We start from the raw sequence: 17146 nt of genomic DNA on the forward strand, positions 1-17146 counted from the left end.
CCTCTTAGGTTGTGTGTTAATCGAGAGTCGGCCTGCCCCATGCGCCACACCCTGAAGTCGTTGTTTCTTATCGTTTTCATGCTGCTCGCCGCCGGCAGTCCATCGCTGTGGGCCGCCGATCTGCCGGCGCCTGCCGCGACCGCTGCCACCCCGCTCCCGGTGATCTCGCAAAGTGACTTGCAGGCCCTGCAACAGCGCCTCGATGGCCTCAAACAGCAAATCTCCGCCGCGAACAATTACAACCAGCTCGAAGGCCCGCAGGATCGGGTGCAGGCGTTTATTCTGGACGTCGACAAATTGTCGGCGGCGTTGCTGCCGCAGCAGGCGCAGTTGGCGGTGCAATTGGGCGTGCTGGGCGCGGCGCCGGATACGGAAATCGCCGCCGAGCAAGCGGACATCGTCGCGCAGCGTGCGGCGTTGACGGAGCAGAAGAACAAGGTTGATGGGACGCTGAAAAGTCTGGCGGCGTTGAAGCAGAGTGCGGCGGATCTAATTACGCAAATCGCCGGGATTCGGCGCACGTTGCTGGAGAGCGAGCTGACGCTGGGCACGCAGAGTGTGCTGAACCCGGATTTCTGGACGCCACTGGTCAAGCCTTCGCTGGACGATCGTCAGCGCTTCGGCTTTTTCGTCGATCAAGTGGCCCAAACCTGGGCCACGGTGTGGGCACCGGGGCGCTATTTTTTTACCGTGGTGCTGGTGCTGCTGGCGCTGGTGGTGTGGACGTTCGGCCGGCGTCTGGCCGAGCGCGGGCTGACCTGGCTTTGCATTCATCGCGTGCCCGAGGGGCGTTTGCGCCGCAGTGCACTGGCGTTTGCTTCGGCGCTGGCGACGATTGCGACCACCGCCCTCGCCCTGCATTTGCTGTTTTACGCGCTGACTCGCCACGCGCCGCTGACGCCCGTGCTGTCGACGTTTTCCGAAGAGTTCGAAAAGGCTGTGTATGCCTGCGTGCTGATCACCGGGCTGAGTCGTGCGTTGTTGTCGATCGATCATCCTTCATGGCGGCTGCCGGCGATTCATGATCAGGTGGCGCAAGCGCTGAAACGCTTCCCGCGTATTCTCTCCGGCACGTTGCTGGTGCTGGTGACGCTGGTGCAGGTATGCAACGCCACCGGCATGAGCAGTCAGATCGTGCTCGCCGGGCGCGGTGTGACGTCGATGGTGGTGATGGTCATCGTCGTGACGCTGCTGTTGCGCGTCGGCAAAGTGCGCAAGGCGGTGGTGGCCGGCAATGACCCGCAAGCGAACAGTACGTTTGCCGGGGTGATGTACACCATCGCCAGTATCGCGATGTTTGTCTCGGCGATTGCACTGCTCACCGGCTACGTGTCGCTGGCGCGTTTCATCACCTATGAAGTGGTCTGGGCCTACATTGTGCTATCGGGCTTCTACCTGCTGATCCAGGTGATCAAGGACGGCTGCGAGTACGCTTTTTCGCCCAAACACGCGAGCGGCAAGGCGCTCAAACAATTGCTCGGCATCGGCGATCGGCGTCTCGATCAGATCTCGATTCTGTTGTCCGGATTCAGCCGCGCCGCCCTGTTGCTGCTGGCGGTGATTGCGTTGTTCGTCGGTGGCATCGGCACCACGCTCGGGCAGTTGGCGAGTAACATCATGGCCATCCTCGGCGGCGCCGGGTTGCGCAAATTCAACATCGTTCCGGCGCATCTGCTCAACGCGGTGCTGGCGCTGATGATCGGCATCTGGCTGATCCGCGCCTTGCGCCGTTGGCTCGACAATGAATTCCTGCCCAAGACCGACATGGACCCGGGCATGTGCGCGTCGTTGAGCACGCTGTTTTCCAACATCGGCTATGCCTTTGTGATCCTGCTGACGCTGTCGTCGCTGGGCGTGCAGTGGACCAACCTGGCGTGGATTGTCAGTGCGCTGTCGGTGGGCATTGGTTTCGGTTTGCAGGAGATCGTGAAGAACTTCGTCTCGGGTTTGATTCTGCTGACTGAGCGGCCGGTGAAGGTCGGTGATTTGATCAGCATCAGTGGTGTCGAAGGCGATATCCGGCGGATCAACGTGCGCGCCACGGAGATCCAGCTCAGCGACCGCTCGATCGTGATCGTGCCGAACTCGCAACTGATCTCGCAGAACCTGCGCAACGTTACGCTGGGTGGCAGTGCTCAGGGCGTGGCGTCGCTGGAGTTGATGTTTCCGCTGGATATCGACCCTGAGGAGGTGAAGGAACTGCTGTTGGGCACCTACCGCGAGAACGAAACCATCCTCGATAAACCGGCGCCGTTTGTTCGGTTCAGCAAGCTGTCGCCGGACGGGATCACGTTGACGGTGACCGGGTATGTGGGCAGCCCGAGGATTGTCGGTGTGACCAAAAGTGATCTGCTGTTCGAAATACTCAAGCGATTGGGCGCGGCGGGGATTGCGCTGGCCAAGCCGCCGAGTGCGTAGCAGACACAATCCCTGTGGGAGCGGGCTCGCCCGCGAAGGGGCCAACCCATTCAAAATCTCCAGCGACAGACACACCGCTATCGCTGGCAAGCCAGACTCCCACAGGTCATGCGCTGTGAATGCAATCTGCACCACACCACAACCCCCCTGTAGGAGTGAGCCTGCTCGCGATAGCGGTGTGTCAGCTAATAATGAGTTGGCTGACACACCGCTATCGCTGGCAAGCCAGACACCCACAGGTTATGCGGCGTGAATGCTATCTCCAACAGGTCATGCGGCGTGAATGCAATCTGTGCCACGCCACAAATCCCCTGTAGGAGTGAGCCTGCTCGCGATGGCGCCGTGTCAGCTAATAATGAGTTGGCTGACACAGCGCTATCGCGAGCAGGCTCACTCCTACAGGGGGGGGTGAATCAGTTATTCCCGAAGCGCCTATCAGGCTGCTTTTTAGGTCTTTATTAACGATCAATGGGCAACCTTATACTCGCCATGTTCACCCACCGCTCAATAAGGATGTTCCATGCCTCAACGTCTTTTGCTGGCGGCACTGTTCCTCGCAGTCGCCGGTTGCGCCAGCCCTCCTCCTGTGTCCGTTCACACCCATGATCCCGCCAGTTCAACCCTGCAAGGCGACGCCGCACGACCGGCGCAGGCGCAATGGTTGCGCACCGAGTTGTACTTCTCGGTGGGGTCGATTGATGGCAAGGACGGTGCAGTCAACCCGGCGCGCTGGCGTGAGTTTCTCGACAAGGAAGTGACGCCGCGCTTTCCCGACGGCTTCACGGTGCTCGATGCTTACGGGCAGTGGAGCGATCACGGGGCGAAGGAGCCAGAGCGCTTGAGCACCAAAGTCATTGTGATCTTGCATGAGAACAGTGCGAAAAACGGTAACAACATCGAAGCGATTCGACTGGCGTACAAACGCATCACCGGCGACCTTTCGGTCCTGCGGCTGTCGCAACCGGCGCAGGTTTCGTTCTAGTCCGAAAGCGGTTCAGGAGCTTGCCGAGGCGTCAACGCCACGCGACTCAACCCCGCCAGAATCAATGCGCCCACCAGCAACACGCCAATCCCCAGAAAAGCCCCATACCCGACCACAGTCACGCTGGAATACAGCATGTACAGGCACAACCCAAAAAACAGCAACGGCAACAGCGGATACAACGGCACCCTCACCGGCCTCGGCACCAGCGGAAAGCGCCGGCGCAAAATGATCAGCGCGACACTGCTCAAACTCAAAAACAACCAATACACCGGGGTCAGGTACTCGACCATGGTGTTGAAGCCGCTCTGGGTAAAACTGCCAAACAACACCAGCAACAACGCCACCGCGCCTTCGGCCAGCAACGCCTTGCGCGGCACGCCATGACGATCATCCCAATTCCCAAAACTGCGCAACTGCGGCACATCGCGAGCAGCAGCGTAGGTGGTGCGAGCACCCACCAGCAGCGTCGAGTTGATGGTGGCGATGGCGGCAACGCCCACCATCAGCAAAATCAGCATAACCCCTGGCGCGCCAAAAGCGCGGTTCAACAGCTCCACTGCCGGCGCATTGCTCGCCGCCAGCCCGGCGAATCCCAGGCCTTGGACGAACGCCCAATTGAGCGCCAGGTAGATGATCATCAACACGCTCAGCGCCCCCAGCATGGCGATGAAAATCCCCCGCCGACCGTCACGCACTTCAGCCGATAATGTTGCCGCATCGCTCCAGCCACCAAACGCCAGAAACACGAAAATCATCGCCGCCGAAAACCCGGCCATACCGCTGTTTTCAGGCAGCACCGACACGTTCGGCACCGGCGGTTCAATACCTTGCCAAGCCAGAAGCACGCCGGCGCTGGCGATACTCAAGAAACCCAGTGCAAGCAATCCCACCAGCAATGTCTGCGTGATGAACCCGATGTGTTTCCCCGTCAGATTCAGCAGCACCAACGCCGCTATCACCGCGCCGGCAAACAGTCCCGAGCCATACTGTCCCAACGGCACAACCGCATTGAAGTAATCGGCAAACATGAACGCCGACAGCGCAATCCAGCCCGTGTGCATCACCGAAAACCGCGACCAGGCAAACAGAAACCCCATGCGTTCGCCATACGCCGTGCGCAGAAAATGGTAGTCGCCACCCGGATGCGGAAACGCCGTGGCCATTTCGGCAAAACACAGCGCGCCAATCATCGACGCCACACCGCCGAGCACCCACACCAGGTAGAAATGCTCCGGCCCGACGTTGAGCGCCACGGTCGGCGCGGTTTTCAGGATGTCGGTGGTGATCACCATGCCCAGCGTGATCAGCAGCGCCTGAAAAACCGGCAGATGCCGCCCCGGCCCCGCGTTAGAAACCATAGGTGGCGCGGGCGTAGTAGTAAGCACCGTTGGTGCCGATCGGTGAGAGCACGTCGTACGGCAGGTTGCCGCCGTAGTTGATCGCCGAACCGGAACGCTCCGGGTAATTGTCGGTGAGGTTGTTGCCGCCCACGGCGATGTTGAATTTCGGCGTGAATTTGTAGGCCACCTCGGCATCCAGCTGCCACACCGCGCCGTAGGTTTGCTCCGGTTGCGAATCACCGAAATCAAACACCCGAGTGGTCTCGCCCTGACGCGTCAGGCGCCCGAGCAAACCCCAATGCTCGCTGGCCCAGTTAGCGGAAAAGATGAAGCGGTCCTTCGGCGCGGCGTCGGTCAGGGTGTTGGTTTCTTCGACGCCAACCAGTGCGTCATTGCCGATGCCCAACGCCGTCAGTTGCGATGGCGTGCCTTTGGTGCTGGTGACTTTGGTGTGGTTATAGGTGTACGCCGTGGTCAAGCCGAGTTGCCCGTCGTACAACGGTTGGTGGTAATTGAGCACCAGTTCGGCGCCGTGGGTGCTGGTGTCGGCGGCGTTGGTGAAAAAGTTGACGTCGTGCACGCCGGCCACGCCGAAGTTGTCGTTGATGTAGTTTTCCAGCGCATCGCTGCCAATACGTTGCGACAGGGTGATGCGGTCTTTGACGTCGATGCGGAACACGTCCAGCGACGCATCAAAGCGTTCGTTCAACTGGAAGGTCAGGCCCAGGCTGAAGTTCTTCGAGGTTTCCGGATCGAGCTTTTCCGCGCCCAGTGCGCGGGCGATCGGGTCGTTGACCGAGAGCACGCGAATGTCGGTCAACGTGCCGCCGTCGCCAAAGTTGCTGGTGGTGTTCTGGAAGCCACTCTGCGCCAGTGACGGCGCGCGGAAGTTGTTCGAGACCGCACCGCGCAGGGCCCATTGCTCGGTCAGTTTGTAGCGACCGCTGAGTTTGCCGGTGAGTTTGCTGCCGGCGTCGTCGTAATGCTCCCAGCGCGTGGCGGCGTCGACGAAGAAGCGGTCGGTGAGATCGCCGGACAATTCGGCGTAAGAGCCGAACACATTGCGATCCAGATCCGACTCTTCGCTCGGGCGCAGGCCGTTGGCACCATCGGCGCCGGAGCCGATGTAAGAAGCTTCGTCGCCGGCGTAGGTCAGGTAATTCTCGTAGCGATATTCACCGCCGACCGCGAGCACAAACGAGCGCTCGCCGAGGCGCAATTCGCGGCTGAAATCGAGGTTGGAGGTGGTCTGGCGCAGCTCGTAATCGCCGGTATCGAACTTGGTCGGCGAGTCTTCGCCGAGGCTGACGTTGAGGGTGCGTCGGGTCGATCCATCAAAGCGGTTACGACCATGGGTGACGCTGCTGTCGAAGTCCCAGTCGTCGCCGATCATGCCTTTGAAACCGGCGGTGGCCGAGACGTCCTTGTTGTCGCCGAGCGATTGCGGCAGGTAGCCGTTGGGGTAGAACTGTGGCTGTTCGTAGGGGTAGCGATAGAATTCGGCGCCGGTGGTGTGGCGCTGGTTGTAGGTGCCGAAGCTGTAGGCCTTGCCGCCGGCCAGCGGCAGCTCGCTGTTGAACCAAAGGTTGACGTCCCGCGCGAGGCCGTCGCCCATCACGTAGTTGCGCTGGTTCGGGGTGTCGTCGAAGCCATCAAAACCGGCGCGGTTGGTCGGGTTGCGATCCTTGTACTCGGTGCCGCCGCGAACGAAGCCGCCCTCTTCGCCCAGGCGCGTACCAATCTTGGCGGTGGTCACGCTGTTCTGGCCGTCGGTGGTGGTTTTGCCGATAGCGTCCTGATGGGTGTGAAAGGCGCCGTAACTGGTGGTCACTTCGCCGCCTTCAGGGGCGTCGTCGAGGATGATGTTGATCACCCCGGCAATTGCATCGGAGCCGTATTGCGCGCCGGCACCGTCACGCAGCACTTCGATGCGTTTGATCGCGCTGATGGGGATTGAGTTGAAGTCGACCGGCGCGGTACCCCGGCCGATTTTCGAGGAGTCGTTGACCACCGCCGAGGTGTGGCGGCGTTTACCGTTGACCAGCACCAGCACCTGATCCGGGCTCATGCCACGCAGTTGTGCGGCGCGCACGTGGTCGGCGCCGCCGGAGTTGGACTGGCGCGGCAGGCTGAAGGACGGCAGCAGTGTCTGCAAGGCCGCGCCCAGTTCACCGTCGGCAGCGCCGGCGGATTTGAGGTCTTCGGCGGTCAGCACATCGACTGGTACCGGCGAATCGAGCACGGTGCGCGCGGTGCCTCGGCTGCCGGTGACCAACACCGTGTCCAGGCGCGCGCCCTCTTCGGAACGCGCAGCGGATTCTTCGGCTTTGGCGGGCAGTTGCCAGATGGCGGTCACGACAGCGGCCGCCAGTAATGAACGGGAACGGTAATGCATGTAACAGCTCCTTGAATCGCAGCTAATACCCGGCCCCGCCTACCAAAAGTTGGTCGGCAATCAGTGCACGGCAATGTCTGCTGTAGTTTTAGAAATGCGATAGGCAGTGCAACGGGTTAGTTGCCAGACAAGCAACCAAGTCTATGAACCCCAAAGTCAAAAAACGCCCCATGAGCCCATGCTAGAGGAGCCGCGCGCCCGCTCAAAAGAACCAATAACGCTTAGGTTATATCGCCCTTGCCGACTGTATAGGGCGCAACACAAGTGTTGCTGGAGGAACACTAAAAGCAACTAAGCAGCAACTTTCAGAGAAACTGCCGACCATAAAAAACCGGAGCCAGGCTCCGGTTTTTTTATTATCAGTGGGTTCTCATTCCCGCCGCGTACATCGCCAGTTTCAGCAGGCTTGCGACAATCGCCAGCGACACCACGCTGCCAAACCAGATCAACAACAGCCAGCCCAGACGCTTGTACCAGCGGCTGGTTTTCACTTCACGCGAATCAATGGTAGCCATCGCCAATCCTCACTTTGCCGCGGAATACGTAGTAGCTCCAGAAGGTGTACATCAGGATCACCGGCAGGATGAACAGCGCGCCGATCAACGCGAACAACTGGCTCGATGGCGGTGACGCTGCGGCCCAGATGCTCACCGACGGAGGGATGATATTCGGCCAGATGCTCAGCGCCAGACCGATGTAACCGAGGAACATCAGCACCAGGGTGAACACGAACGGCCAGTGCGTATGACGCTGCCGCAACGAGCGCAGTAAGCCGAACACCGCCAGCAGCGCCAACACCACCAACCCGGCAAACACTTGCAGATGGCCGTGGGTCGACCAGCGCGTCGCAAGCTCCGGATGCAGTTGCAGCGTCCACACGCCAATCACCCCTACCATCGCCATCAGCAACCAGGCCAGCGGACGTGTGTAATGACGCATCCGCGATTCGAGCATGCCTTCAGTCTTGACCAGCAACCAGGTGCTGCCGAGCAACGCATACGCCACCACCAGGCCAACGCCACACACCAGCGGGAACGGCGCCAGCCAATCGAGACCGCCACCGGCAAACTGCCGATTGAGCACCGGAATCCCGGCCACGTACGCGCCGATCGCCACGCCCTGCGAGAACGTCGCCAGCAGCGAGCCGCCGATGAACGCCTTGTCCCACCAGTGGCGTTTCTGCGGCGAAGACTTGAAGCGGAACTCGAACGCCACACCGCGAAAAATCAGCCCGCAGAGCATGAAGATCAGCGGCAGGTACAGCGCCTCCAGAATCACCCCGTACGCCAGCGGAAACGCGCCGTACAATGCCGCGCCACCGAGCACCAGCCACGTTTCGTTACCGTCCCAGACCGGCGCGACGGTGTTCATCATCACATCGCGTTCCTGCTCGTCCGGGATCAGCGGAAACAGGATCCCGAGGCCCAGATCGAAACCGTCCATGATCACGTACATCATCACCCCGAAGGCGATGATGACGCCCCAGATCAACGAGAGATCGATACCTTGAATACCCATGACTCAATGCTCCTTTATCAGTGGACCGAGGTCGTGGATTCGAGGGGAGTGGTCGCGGCCGAAAGCGGTCGACGCGGTGTCTGTGTCTGGTCGCCTTCAGGCGGATGTTCGTGGTGCGGCTGCGGGCCTTTTTTCACCAGTTTCATCATGTAGCCGATGCCCACGGTGAACACCGTGAAATAGATCACCACGAACAGCGCCAGCGATGTGCTCATCTGCGCCACCGAGTGATGCGATGCCGCGTCGTGCGTGCGCAGCAAGCCATAAACCACCCACGGCTGACGCCCGACTTCTGTGGTAATCCAACCGGCCAGCAGCGCAATCAAGCCGCTCGGCCCCATCACCAACACCAGTCGCTGAAAGCCGCGATGACCATAAAGCTTGCCGCCACGGCGCAGCGCCAACCCCAGCAAACCAACGAGGATCATCAACATCCCCAGCCCGGCCATCACGCGAAAGCTCCAGAAGATCACGGTCGAGTTCGGGCGGTCTTCTTTCGGGAAACTCTTCAGCGCCGGGATCTGCTTGTCGAGGCTGTGAGTGAGGATCAGGCTGCCCAGGTAGGGGATTTCCAGCGCGTATCTGGTCTTCTCCACCGCCATGTCCGGGATACCAAACAGCACCAGCGGCGTCGGGCCGTTGTCGGCGTTTTCCCAGTGGCCTTCGATGGCCGCGATCTTCGCCGGTTGATGCTCCAGCGTGTTCAAACCGTGGGCGTCACCGACCACCGCTTGAATCGGCGCAACGATCAACGCCATCCATAACGCCATGGAAAACATCTTGCGCACCGGCGCGGTGTTGTTACCGCGCAGCAAATGCCAGGCAGCGGACGCACCGACAAAAAACGATGTCGCCACGAACGCGGCAATCGCCATGTGCGCCAGACGGAACGGGAATGACGGGTTGAAGACGATGGCCAGCCAATCCAGCGGCATCACCCGGCCATCGACGATTTCGAAGCCCTGCGGCGTTTGCATCCAGCTGTTGGACGCCAGAATCCAGAAGGTCGAAATCAGCGTGCCGATCGCCACCATCACTGTGGCGAAGAAGTGCAAGCCACGGCCGACGCGGTTCCAGCCGAACAGCATCACCCCGAGGAACCCCGCCTCAAGGAAGAATGCGGTCAGCACTTCATAGGTCAATAGCGGCCCGGTGATGCTCCCGGCGAAATCCGAAAAGCCGCTCCAGTTGGTGCCAAACTGGTACGCCATGACCAGCCCCGAGACCACGCCCATGCCGAAGTTGACCGCGAAAATCTTCGACCAGAAATGGTAAAGATCGCGGTACGTGTCGTTACGGGTTTTCAGCCACAGGCCTTCGAGTACCGCGAGGAAACTCGCCAGGCCAATTGTGATCGCCGGGAAAATAATGTGGAACGAAACCGTGAACGCGAATTGAATGCGCGCCAGGTCCAGTGCCTCCAGGTTAAACATGATGATGTCCTCATCCAGGCTGAAAAGCGGCAGCACGAACCCGGGCCACCGCCAGGCGCGAACGCCTGCAGCCAGTCAAATTGCCAGTGTTTTTATGGGTTGCGGGTTACGCCGCCGACGACGGGATCAGGTTGCTGACCTTAGCGGCTTCGAGGCGGATCGCCACGAACTTGGAAGTCGGCGTGTACGTCCGCTCGCCATAGCTTTCCAGCGGCACCAACGGGTTGGTCTCCGGGTAGTACGCAGCCGCCTGCCCTGCCGGAATGTCGTAGGCGATCAGGGTAAAACCGCTGACCCGACGCTCGCGTTCGTCATCCCACAGCGCCACCAGATCAACCTTCTGCCCCGGTTCGAAACCCAGGCGCTGAATGTCCTGCTCGTTGGCGAAGATCACGTCGCGCATGCCGTAAACCCCGCGATACCGATCATCGAGGCCGTACAGCGTGGTGTTGTACTGATCGTGGGAACGCATGGTCTGCAGGATCAGATGCGGCTTGACCGGCAGGTTGCGCACACCTTCGCTGATCAGGTGTTCCGGCAGCACGCACGGAGTGAACTGGGCCTTGCCGCTGGCGGTGTTCCAGACTCGATCCGAGGCGTCGTTGCCGAGGTGGAAGCCACCCGGAATCAACAGTTTTTCATTGAAGTTTTCGAAGCCCGGAATCACATCGGCAATCAGGTTGCGGATGCGCCCGTAGTCGCCCACCACCCATTCCCAGTCGATCGGATGCTTGCCCAGCGTCGCGGCGGCGATCCCGGCAATGATCGCCGGCTCGGACTTCAAGTGCGCCGACTTCGGTTTCAACTGACCGAACGACAAGTGCACCATGCTGAACGTGTCTTCGACGGTCACCCCTTGCGGACCTTCGGCCTGGATATCGATGTCGGTACGCCCCAGGCATGGCAGGATCAACGCGTCGTGACCGGTGACCAAGTGGCTGCGGTTGAGCTTGGTGGCGATGTGCACCGTCAGGTCGAGTTTGCGCATGGCGGCGTGGGTGCGCGGGGTGTCCGGCGTGGCTTGGGCAAAGTTGCCGCCCAGACCGATGAACACCTTGGCTTCGCCACGTTCCATGGCGCCGATCGCCATCACCGTGTTGTGCCCGTGCATGCGTGGCACGTCGAAGTTGAAACGTTTTTCCAGCGCGTCCATCAAGTCTGCCGGCGCCAGTTCATTGATGCCCATGGTGCGGTCGCCCTGTACGTTGCTGTGCCCGCGCACCGGGGAAAGCCCGGCGCCCGGACGGCCGACGTTGCCGCGCAGCAGTTGCAGGTTGATGACTTCCTGCAAGGTCGCCACCGAATGCACGTGTTGGGTCAGGCCCATGGCCCAGCACATGATCACGCTTTTGGCGCGGCCATACATGCGCGCGGCCAGTTCGATGTCATGCAACGGCACGCCGGATTGTTCGAGAATATGCTCCCAACTGGTCGCCTCGACTTCCGCCAGATAGCTGTCCAGCCCCGTGGTGTGCTCGGCAATGAACGTGTGATCGAACACCGGTTCGCCGCCAGTCACTTGCGCTTCACGCTCCCACTGCAGAAGGAATTTGACCATGCCGCGAATCATCGCCATGTCGCCACCCAGCGCCGGGCGGAAGTACGCGGTGTTGGTCGCTTCCCAGCCGTTGCTGAGCATTTCGAGCGGGTTTTGCGGGTTCTGGAAACGCTCCAGGCCACGCTCTTTCAGCGGGTTGATGCACACCACCTGAGCGCCGCGCTTCACCGCTTCACGCAGCGGTTCGAGCATGCGCGGGTGGTTGGTGCCGGGGTTCTGACCGATGACGAAGATTGCATCGGCGTGGTGCAGATCCTCGTAGACCACGGTGCCTTTGCCGACGCCCAAGGTCTCGTTCATGCTCACCGCACTGGCCTCGTGGCACATGTTCGAGCAGTCGGGGAAGTTGTTGGTGCCAAACGCACGGACGAACAATTGATAGAGAAACGCCGCTTCGTTGCTGGCACGGCCCGAGGTGTAGAACTCAGCCTCATGAGGCGATTTCAGATTTTTCAGGTGGTCGGCGATCAGTGCGAAAGCGTCCTCCCAGCTGATTTCCACATAGCGGTCGACCCGCGCGTCGTAGCGCATCGGGTGGGTCAGGCGGCCCTGATATTCCAGCCAGTAGTCGCTCTGCTCGGCCAGGCTCGACACCGTGTACTTGTTGAAGAATGCCGGGTCGACCAAACGCCCGGTCGCTTCCCAGTTCACCGCTTTGGCGCCGTTCTCGCAGAACTTCAACATGCTCGCCCCCGGCGCCTCACCCCAGGCGCAGCCCGGGCAGTCGAAGCCGCCGTTCTGGTTGGTCTTGAGCATGGCGCGGATGTTTTTCAGGGCGTTTTCGCTGCCCAGCCAGGATTTGGTCAGGCTGATGACAGCGCCCCAACCGGCAGCGGCGCCTTTGTAGGGTTTGTAACGGTCGACTTGTGACATGGGACTCTCCATGACGATGCACACAGGCATAAACCTGATTCGGTTAAACAACGACGGCCGACTTTCAAGGGTAAAAAAGTCGTCGTTTGATTTGCCGGGGCAAGGATATGAACCGATACAAATTATTGTCTAATCGCTATTAATGACTGCACTATCGAAAACATCTATCACGCAGAAAAACCCTTTATTTACGGTACCTTGCGAAACTAAATCAGCAACTTTTCGCGAAAATAATTTCATCATCGACGGCATCAATCAGCCAGTCATTAACAGTGATTGGACGCCTTGAGAAGTTACTCATAACCTGCGCTGACTCACCCTTTTCATCCGCTGTTTTGATACTTGCGAGGCTGTCATGTCAGAGCGTGTCTTGATCGATGGTTACAACCGCCGCGTCGACTATCTGCGCATGTCGGTGACCGACCGCTGCGACTTTCGCTGCGTTTATTGCATGGCGGAAGACATGCAGTTTCTGCCACGCCAGCAAGTGCTGACGTTGGAGGAGATCTATCAACTGGCGCAGAGTTTTGTTGCCCTGGGCACCCGCAAGATTCGCCTCACCGGCGGCGAGCCGCTGATCCGTCCGGGCGTGGTCAAGCTGTGCGAGCAAATCGCCGCCCTGCCCGGCCTGCGTGAACTGTGCATGACCACCAACGGTTCGCAACTGGGCAAACTCGCGGTGCCGCTGTTCGATGCCGGGGTCAAGCGTCTGAACATCAGCCTCGACAGCCTCGACCCGCAGCGCTTCCAGCAGATGACCCGCACCGGCGATCTAGCGCAGGTGATCAACGGCATCGATGCCGCACGCAAGGCCGGTTTTACCCGCACTAAACTCAATGTCGTGGTGATGCAGGGGCGCAACGATCAGGAGATCAACGACCTGGTCAGCTTCGCGATCGACCGCCAGCTGGACGTCTCTTTCATTGAAGAAATGCCCTTGGGGATCATCAGCGAACACAGCCGTGCGGAGTCGTTTTTCTCCAGTGCGCAGGTGCGCGAAAAGATCGCCGAGCGCTACACCCTGATCGACTCTGCCGAGTCGACTCAAGGCCCGTCACGCTACTGGCGGCTGGCCGAGGCGCCGGATATTCGTCTGGGTTTCATCTCGCCGCACAGCCACAATTTTTGCGGCACCTGCAACCGCGTGCGGCTGACGGTTGAGGGTCGCCTGCTACTGTGTCTGGGTAACGAGCACTCGGTGGACTTGAAGGCCGTGTTGCGCGCGCATCCGGGGCAGCCGCAGCGGTTGGAGAAAGCCATCATCGAGGCGATGAAACTCAAGCCCTATCGGCACAATTTCGAAGTCAACGACGACGTCCAGGTCGTACGTTTCATGAACATGACCGGCGGCTGAACCGCCATTTTCCATGGGTTATCGGAACCGCACAGCATGATCATCAGACCCAAGGTCAACCAATTCGCCATTCTCTTCACCCTCAAAGGCTCGATTGCCAAGCGCATCGCCCTGCGCACCTTGATGGTCACCCTGCTGGCCTCGGCCATTGTGCTGATCGAAATCCTGCACCCGAGCAACTTCACCAAGGTCAACGCCACGCCGTTCACCTTGCTGGGGTTGTCGCTGTCGATCTTCATGAATTTTCGCAACAACGCCTGTTATGACCGCTGGTACGAAGCGCGCAAGGCCTGGGGCGAGGTGATCGTGCACATTCGCTCGGTGATCCGCGAAACCCACGTCATCCGTGAGTCTGCCGAGCGCCAGCCGTTGCTGCTCAACCTGTGCGGTTTCGCCCATGCGCTCAACGCACGCCTGCGCAAAGAGAGCGAAGCCGACGCCAGCAACGCGTGGATCACGCCGAAACCGGATGCGCAGACGCCCGATTACAGCGGGCGAATCCTGCAGACGGTTGGCCAGCAATGTTCCGATTTGCATCAAAACGGTGAACTGAGCGAGTGGCGCTACATGCTGCTGGCCAACCATCTGACCAGCCTCACCCAGGCGCAGGCGACCTGCGAGCGAATCAAGAATACGCCGCTGCCTTTCCCCTACACCTTGCTGCTGCACCGGACGATTTATCTGTTCTGTATCCTGCTGCCGTTCGCCATGGCCGAACCGCTGGGCTGGCTGACGCCGCTGTTCACGGCGATTGTCAGCTACACGTTTTTTGGTCTGGATGCGATTGCCGATGAGCTGGAAGACCCGTTTGGCCGCGATGAAAACGATCTTCCGACCGATGCGCTGGTGCGCAGTATCGAGCGCGATGTCCTGGCGGAACTGGGGGCAGAGGTGCCGCCGGCGCTGAAACCGGTCGATTACGTTCTGAGTTGAGGATGTAAAAAAAGATCGCAGCCTGCGGCAGCTCCTACCTTTATCTCTGTAGGGGCTGCCGCAGGCTGCGATCTTTAGGTCTGGCTATTTATATTTAAGCCGTCAGCGAATAAATCAGCGCCGAAATCGCCACCAAGCCTACCGCGGTGACAAACACGTTGGACGCCTGACCACGATAGCGTGCCATTGCCGGCACTTTACGGATGGCGTACATCGGCATCAGGAACAGAATCGCCGCGATCACCGGGCCGCCGATGGTCTCGATCATGCCCAGAATGCTCGGGTTCCACGTTGCCACGATCCAGCACACCACCAGCATGAACGCTGCCACGATGCGGTCCAGCGCCTTGGCGCTCGGGCGGTTGCCGCTCTTGATGATCAGGCCTTTGAGGCCTTCGCTGGCACCGATGTAGTGACCGAGGAAGGATTTGGAGATCGCCACAAACGCAATCAACGGCGCCGCGAAGGCGATGGTCGGGTTGCTGAAGTGGTTGGCCAGGTACGACAGGATCGACAGGTTCTGCGCCTTCGCTTCCGCCAGTTGCTCAGGCGACAGGGTCAACACGCAGCTGAATACGAAGAACAGCACCATCAGCACCATCAATGCGTGGGCGCGAGACAGGATCTGCGAGCTGCGCTCTTCGGCATGCACGCCGTAACGACGCTTCTGATCGACCGCGAACGCCGAGATGATCGGCGAGTGGTTGAACGAGAACACCATCACCGGAATCGCCAGCCACAGCGTGTGCAGCAACGCCGACGGTGCGGGCACGTGCGAAGCGGTGGCGAGAATGCCGCCGTTCCAGTGCGGAATCAGGTACACCGCAAGGAACAGCAGCGCGACGATAAACGGATAAACCATCAGGCTCATGGCCTTGACGATCGCCTGCTCGCCGCAACGCACCACGGCCAGCAGGCCGAGGATCAGCACCAACGACAGCCAGACGCGCGGCGGCGGTGTGATGTGCAGTTGGTGTTCGAGGAAACTGGCGACCGTGTTGGTCAGGCCGACGCTGTAGATCAGCAGGATCGGGAAGATCGCGAAGAAATACAGCAGCGTGATCAGCGCACCGGCCTTGATGCCGAAATGCTCTTCGACCACATCAGTGATGTCGGCGCCTTCGCGGCCGGACAGCACAAAACGGGTCAGGCCACGGTGAGCGTAGAACGTCATCGGGAACGCCAGCAGCGCGAGGATCACCAGCGGCCAGAAGCCGCCCAGACCCGCATTGATCGGCAAAAACAGGGTGCCGGCGCCGATGGCCGTCCCAAACAGTCCCAACATCCAGGTGGTGTCCTGGCGATTCCAGCTCGACAGCTCGGCTGGTGCTGCTGCTTCAAAGCGCTGGTCGACGCTTTTGGCCTGATCATTCATCCGGTCGGATCTCCGCATTCCGGTCACTTGCCACTCGGTCAGGACGCGTCGGAAAAAACCGACAGACATGCTCCGGCCGAAACAGGGGCGCGATTCTCCGCGATAAATCAGCAGAAGCAAAGACTTAGCTGAGGAATGGTTGTACGGATCAGATCGGCGGGATGTCGTTTTTGGGAAAATGGCTGTCGGCAATGAGCACGTCAAATGTCGTTTTCAGACCCGTTTCTGTTCCCGGTCTGCTCAGGACACGTTTCAAAGCGAACGGAGCACTATCGTCCCGAGGGTGAGCACCACCAAGGCAAATAATGCGCCCATGCTGAACCTGAACAGCTCGGAACGAATTTCCGCTGGGGAAAGGTCTTGCGCTCGTTCGGCAAGTTCAACGTCCTCTCGATACAGACGTTCAATTCTGGCAACGCGTTCTTCCAGGGTCATGATCATTCTCCTCTGTGGGTTTGGTTAGAGCTTTGCCAAAAGGCTGAATACTGCGGCAATCGCGGTTAACACCCCCGTACCGACGTCAACGGGATACCAGAATTTTTCTCGCTTGAACTTGCGTTCCTCCGCCATGAGCTTGAGTCTCTCGACAACGAGTTTGCGTATTTCATTTTGCAGCCGTTCGAGTTCAAGATTTTCCCGATCATTCTGAAGCATGCGCCTTCCTTGGCTGTTGGCACTGACTGCCTTTTGCTTTGTGCCCCTCAATAGTTTCGTATTCATCACCTGTCAGATAGCGGATGAATCCGGCGGTTTTGTAGGCAATGTCCTAGAGTCAGGTAGGCCGTCTCATACGACGTTGCCATAGCCAACAATCAGCGAATCGTCTGACGGATTGCAGGAAAAGAACGCTGCTGCATGAAGGCTGCCGGCCCCATCGCTGGCAAGCCAGCTCCCACAGGGTTATGTGACCAAATCCCTGTAGGAGTGAGCCTGCTCGCGATAAGGCCAGCCCAGTCAACATCCT

13 protein-coding genes are annotated in these 17146 nt (G+C 59.8%); 4 read left to right on the forward strand and 9 right to left on the reverse strand.

Annotation, left to right across the window (positions count from 1 at the left end; translation table 11 throughout):
- Window positions 1-39: 39 nt before the first annotated feature.
- Window positions 40-2418 carry a DUF3772 domain-containing protein gene (locus tag PMI37_RS23550; RefSeq protein WP_008085715.1) on the forward strand — a complete coding sequence of 793 codons (2379 nt, stop codon included), beginning with the start codon at window positions 40-42 and terminating at the stop codon, window positions 2416-2418.
- A gap of 520 nt (window positions 2419-2938) precedes the next feature.
- Window positions 2939-3400 carry a DUF3574 domain-containing protein gene (locus PMI37_RS23555; RefSeq protein WP_008085717.1) on the forward strand — a complete coding sequence of 154 codons (462 nt, stop codon included), beginning with the start codon at window positions 2939-2941 and terminating at the stop codon, window positions 3398-3400.
- Here the strand turns inward: PMI37_RS23555 and PMI37_RS23560 are convergent.
- From PMI37_RS23560 to PMI37_RS23580, 6 genes are all read right to left on the reverse strand, one after another.
- Window positions 3397-4761: an APC family permease gene (locus PMI37_RS23560; protein ID WP_008085719.1), complete on the reverse strand. Its 1365-nt coding sequence runs from the start codon at window positions 4759-4761 to the stop codon at window positions 3397-3399. The genes PMI37_RS23555 and PMI37_RS23560 overlap by 4 nt on opposite strands.
- Window positions 4751-7138 (reverse strand): TonB-dependent receptor plug domain-containing protein, encoded by a 2388-nt coding sequence (locus PMI37_RS23565; protein ID WP_008085722.1) that lies wholly within the window; start codon window positions 7136-7138, stop codon window positions 4751-4753. The genes PMI37_RS23560 and PMI37_RS23565 overlap by 11 nt, the downstream gene beginning before the upstream one ends.
- Window positions 7139-7497: 359 nt before the next feature.
- Window positions 7498-7653: a DUF2474 domain-containing protein gene (locus PMI37_RS31495; protein ID WP_008085724.1), complete on the reverse strand. Its 156-nt coding sequence runs from the start codon at window positions 7651-7653 to the stop codon at window positions 7498-7500.
- Window positions 7640-8656, reverse strand: coding sequence for a cytochrome d ubiquinol oxidase subunit II (cydB, locus tag PMI37_RS23570; protein ID WP_008085726.1), 1017 nt, complete (start codon window positions 8654-8656; stop codon window positions 7640-7642). The genes PMI37_RS31495 and cydB overlap by 14 nt, the downstream gene beginning before the upstream one ends.
- Before the next feature lie 17 nt (window positions 8657-8673).
- A complete protein-coding gene (locus PMI37_RS23575; protein ID WP_008085728.1) occupies window positions 8674-10089 on the reverse strand; it encodes a cytochrome ubiquinol oxidase subunit I in 1416 nt (471 codons plus the stop codon).
- A gap of 106 nt (window positions 10090-10195) precedes the next feature.
- Complete coding sequence (locus PMI37_RS23580) at window positions 10196-12520, reverse strand: FdhF/YdeP family oxidoreductase (RefSeq protein WP_008085729.1); 2325 nt, start codon at window positions 12518-12520, stop codon at window positions 10196-10198.
- Between the two features lie 355 nt (window positions 12521-12875).
- Between PMI37_RS23580 and moaA the strand changes: the two genes are divergently transcribed.
- Together moaA and PMI37_RS23590 are read left to right on the forward strand one after the other, a co-directional pair.
- On the forward strand, window positions 12876-13874 hold the full coding sequence (gene moaA, locus PMI37_RS23585; RefSeq protein WP_008085731.1) for a GTP 3',8-cyclase MoaA: 999 nt from the start codon (window positions 12876-12878) through the stop codon (window positions 13872-13874).
- Between the two features lie 36 nt (window positions 13875-13910).
- Window positions 13911-14807 (forward strand): bestrophin family protein, encoded by an 897-nt coding sequence (locus tag PMI37_RS23590; protein WP_008085733.1) that lies wholly within the window; start codon window positions 13911-13913, stop codon window positions 14805-14807.
- Between the two features lie 94 nt (window positions 14808-14901).
- Here the strand turns inward: PMI37_RS23590 and PMI37_RS23595 are convergent, their stop codons facing one another.
- The 3 genes from PMI37_RS23595 to PMI37_RS23605 form a co-directional block, all read right to left on the reverse strand.
- Window positions 14902-16182 carry a serine/threonine transporter gene (locus PMI37_RS23595; protein WP_008085734.1) on the reverse strand — a complete coding sequence of 427 codons (1281 nt, stop codon included), beginning with the start codon at window positions 16180-16182 and terminating at the stop codon, window positions 14902-14904.
- Window positions 16183-16434: 252 nt separating this feature from the next.
- A complete protein-coding gene (locus tag PMI37_RS23600) occupies window positions 16435-16617 on the reverse strand; it encodes a hypothetical protein (protein ID WP_008085737.1) in 183 nt (60 codons plus the stop codon).
- Between the two features lie 24 nt (window positions 16618-16641).
- A complete protein-coding gene (locus PMI37_RS23605) occupies window positions 16642-16836 on the reverse strand; it encodes a hypothetical protein (protein WP_008085739.1) in 195 nt (64 codons plus the stop codon).
- Window positions 16837-17146 lie beyond the last annotated feature (310 nt).

Source organism: Pseudomonas sp. GM80 (assembly GCF_000282515.1).
Classification (GTDB): Bacteria; Pseudomonadota; Gammaproteobacteria; order Pseudomonadales; family Pseudomonadaceae; genus Aquipseudomonas.

What these genes read in the sequence shown, in the direction of transcription:
- PMI37_RS23600 (WP_008085737.1), bottom strand. Translation starts at nt 16,617, where the DNA reads ATGACCCTGGAAGAACGCGTTGCCAGAATTGAACGTCTGTATCGAGAG.
- PMI37_RS23590 (WP_008085733.1), top strand. Translation starts at nt 13,911, where the DNA reads ATGATCATCAGACCCAAGGTCAACCAATTCGCCATTCTCTTCACCCTC.
- cydB (WP_008085726.1), bottom strand. Translation starts at nt 8,656, where the DNA reads ATGGGTATTCAAGGTATCGATCTCTCGTTGATCTGGGGCGTCATCATC.
- PMI37_RS23595 (WP_008085734.1), bottom strand. Translation starts at nt 16,182, where the DNA reads ATGAATGATCAGGCCAAAAGCGTCGACCAGCGCTTTGAAGCAGCAGCA.
- PMI37_RS23555 (WP_008085717.1), top strand. Translation starts at nt 2,939, where the DNA reads ATGCCTCAACGTCTTTTGCTGGCGGCACTGTTCCTCGCAGTCGCCGGT.
- PMI37_RS23605 (WP_008085739.1), bottom strand. Translation starts at nt 16,836, where the DNA reads ATGCTTCAGAATGATCGGGAAAATCTTGAACTCGAACGGCTGCAAAAT.
- PMI37_RS23580 (WP_008085729.1), bottom strand. Translation starts at nt 12,520, where the DNA reads ATGTCACAAGTCGACCGTTACAAACCCTACAAAGGCGCCGCTGCCGGT.
- PMI37_RS23565 (WP_008085722.1), bottom strand. Translation starts at nt 7,138, where the DNA reads ATGCATTACCGTTCCCGTTCATTACTGGCGGCCGCTGTCGTGACCGCC.
- PMI37_RS23550 (WP_008085715.1), top strand. Translation starts at nt 40, where the DNA reads ATGCGCCACACCCTGAAGTCGTTGTTTCTTATCGTTTTCATGCTGCTC.
- moaA (WP_008085731.1), top strand. Translation starts at nt 12,876, where the DNA reads ATGTCAGAGCGTGTCTTGATCGATGGTTACAACCGCCGCGTCGACTAT.
- PMI37_RS31495 (WP_008085724.1), bottom strand. Translation starts at nt 7,653, where the DNA reads ATGGCTACCATTGATTCGCGTGAAGTGAAAACCAGCCGCTGGTACAAG.
- PMI37_RS23560 (WP_008085719.1), bottom strand. Translation starts at nt 4,761, where the DNA reads ATGGTTTCTAACGCGGGGCCGGGGCGGCATCTGCCGGTTTTTCAGGCG.
- PMI37_RS23575 (WP_008085728.1), bottom strand. Translation starts at nt 10,089, where the DNA reads ATGTTTAACCTGGAGGCACTGGACCTGGCGCGCATTCAATTCGCGTTC.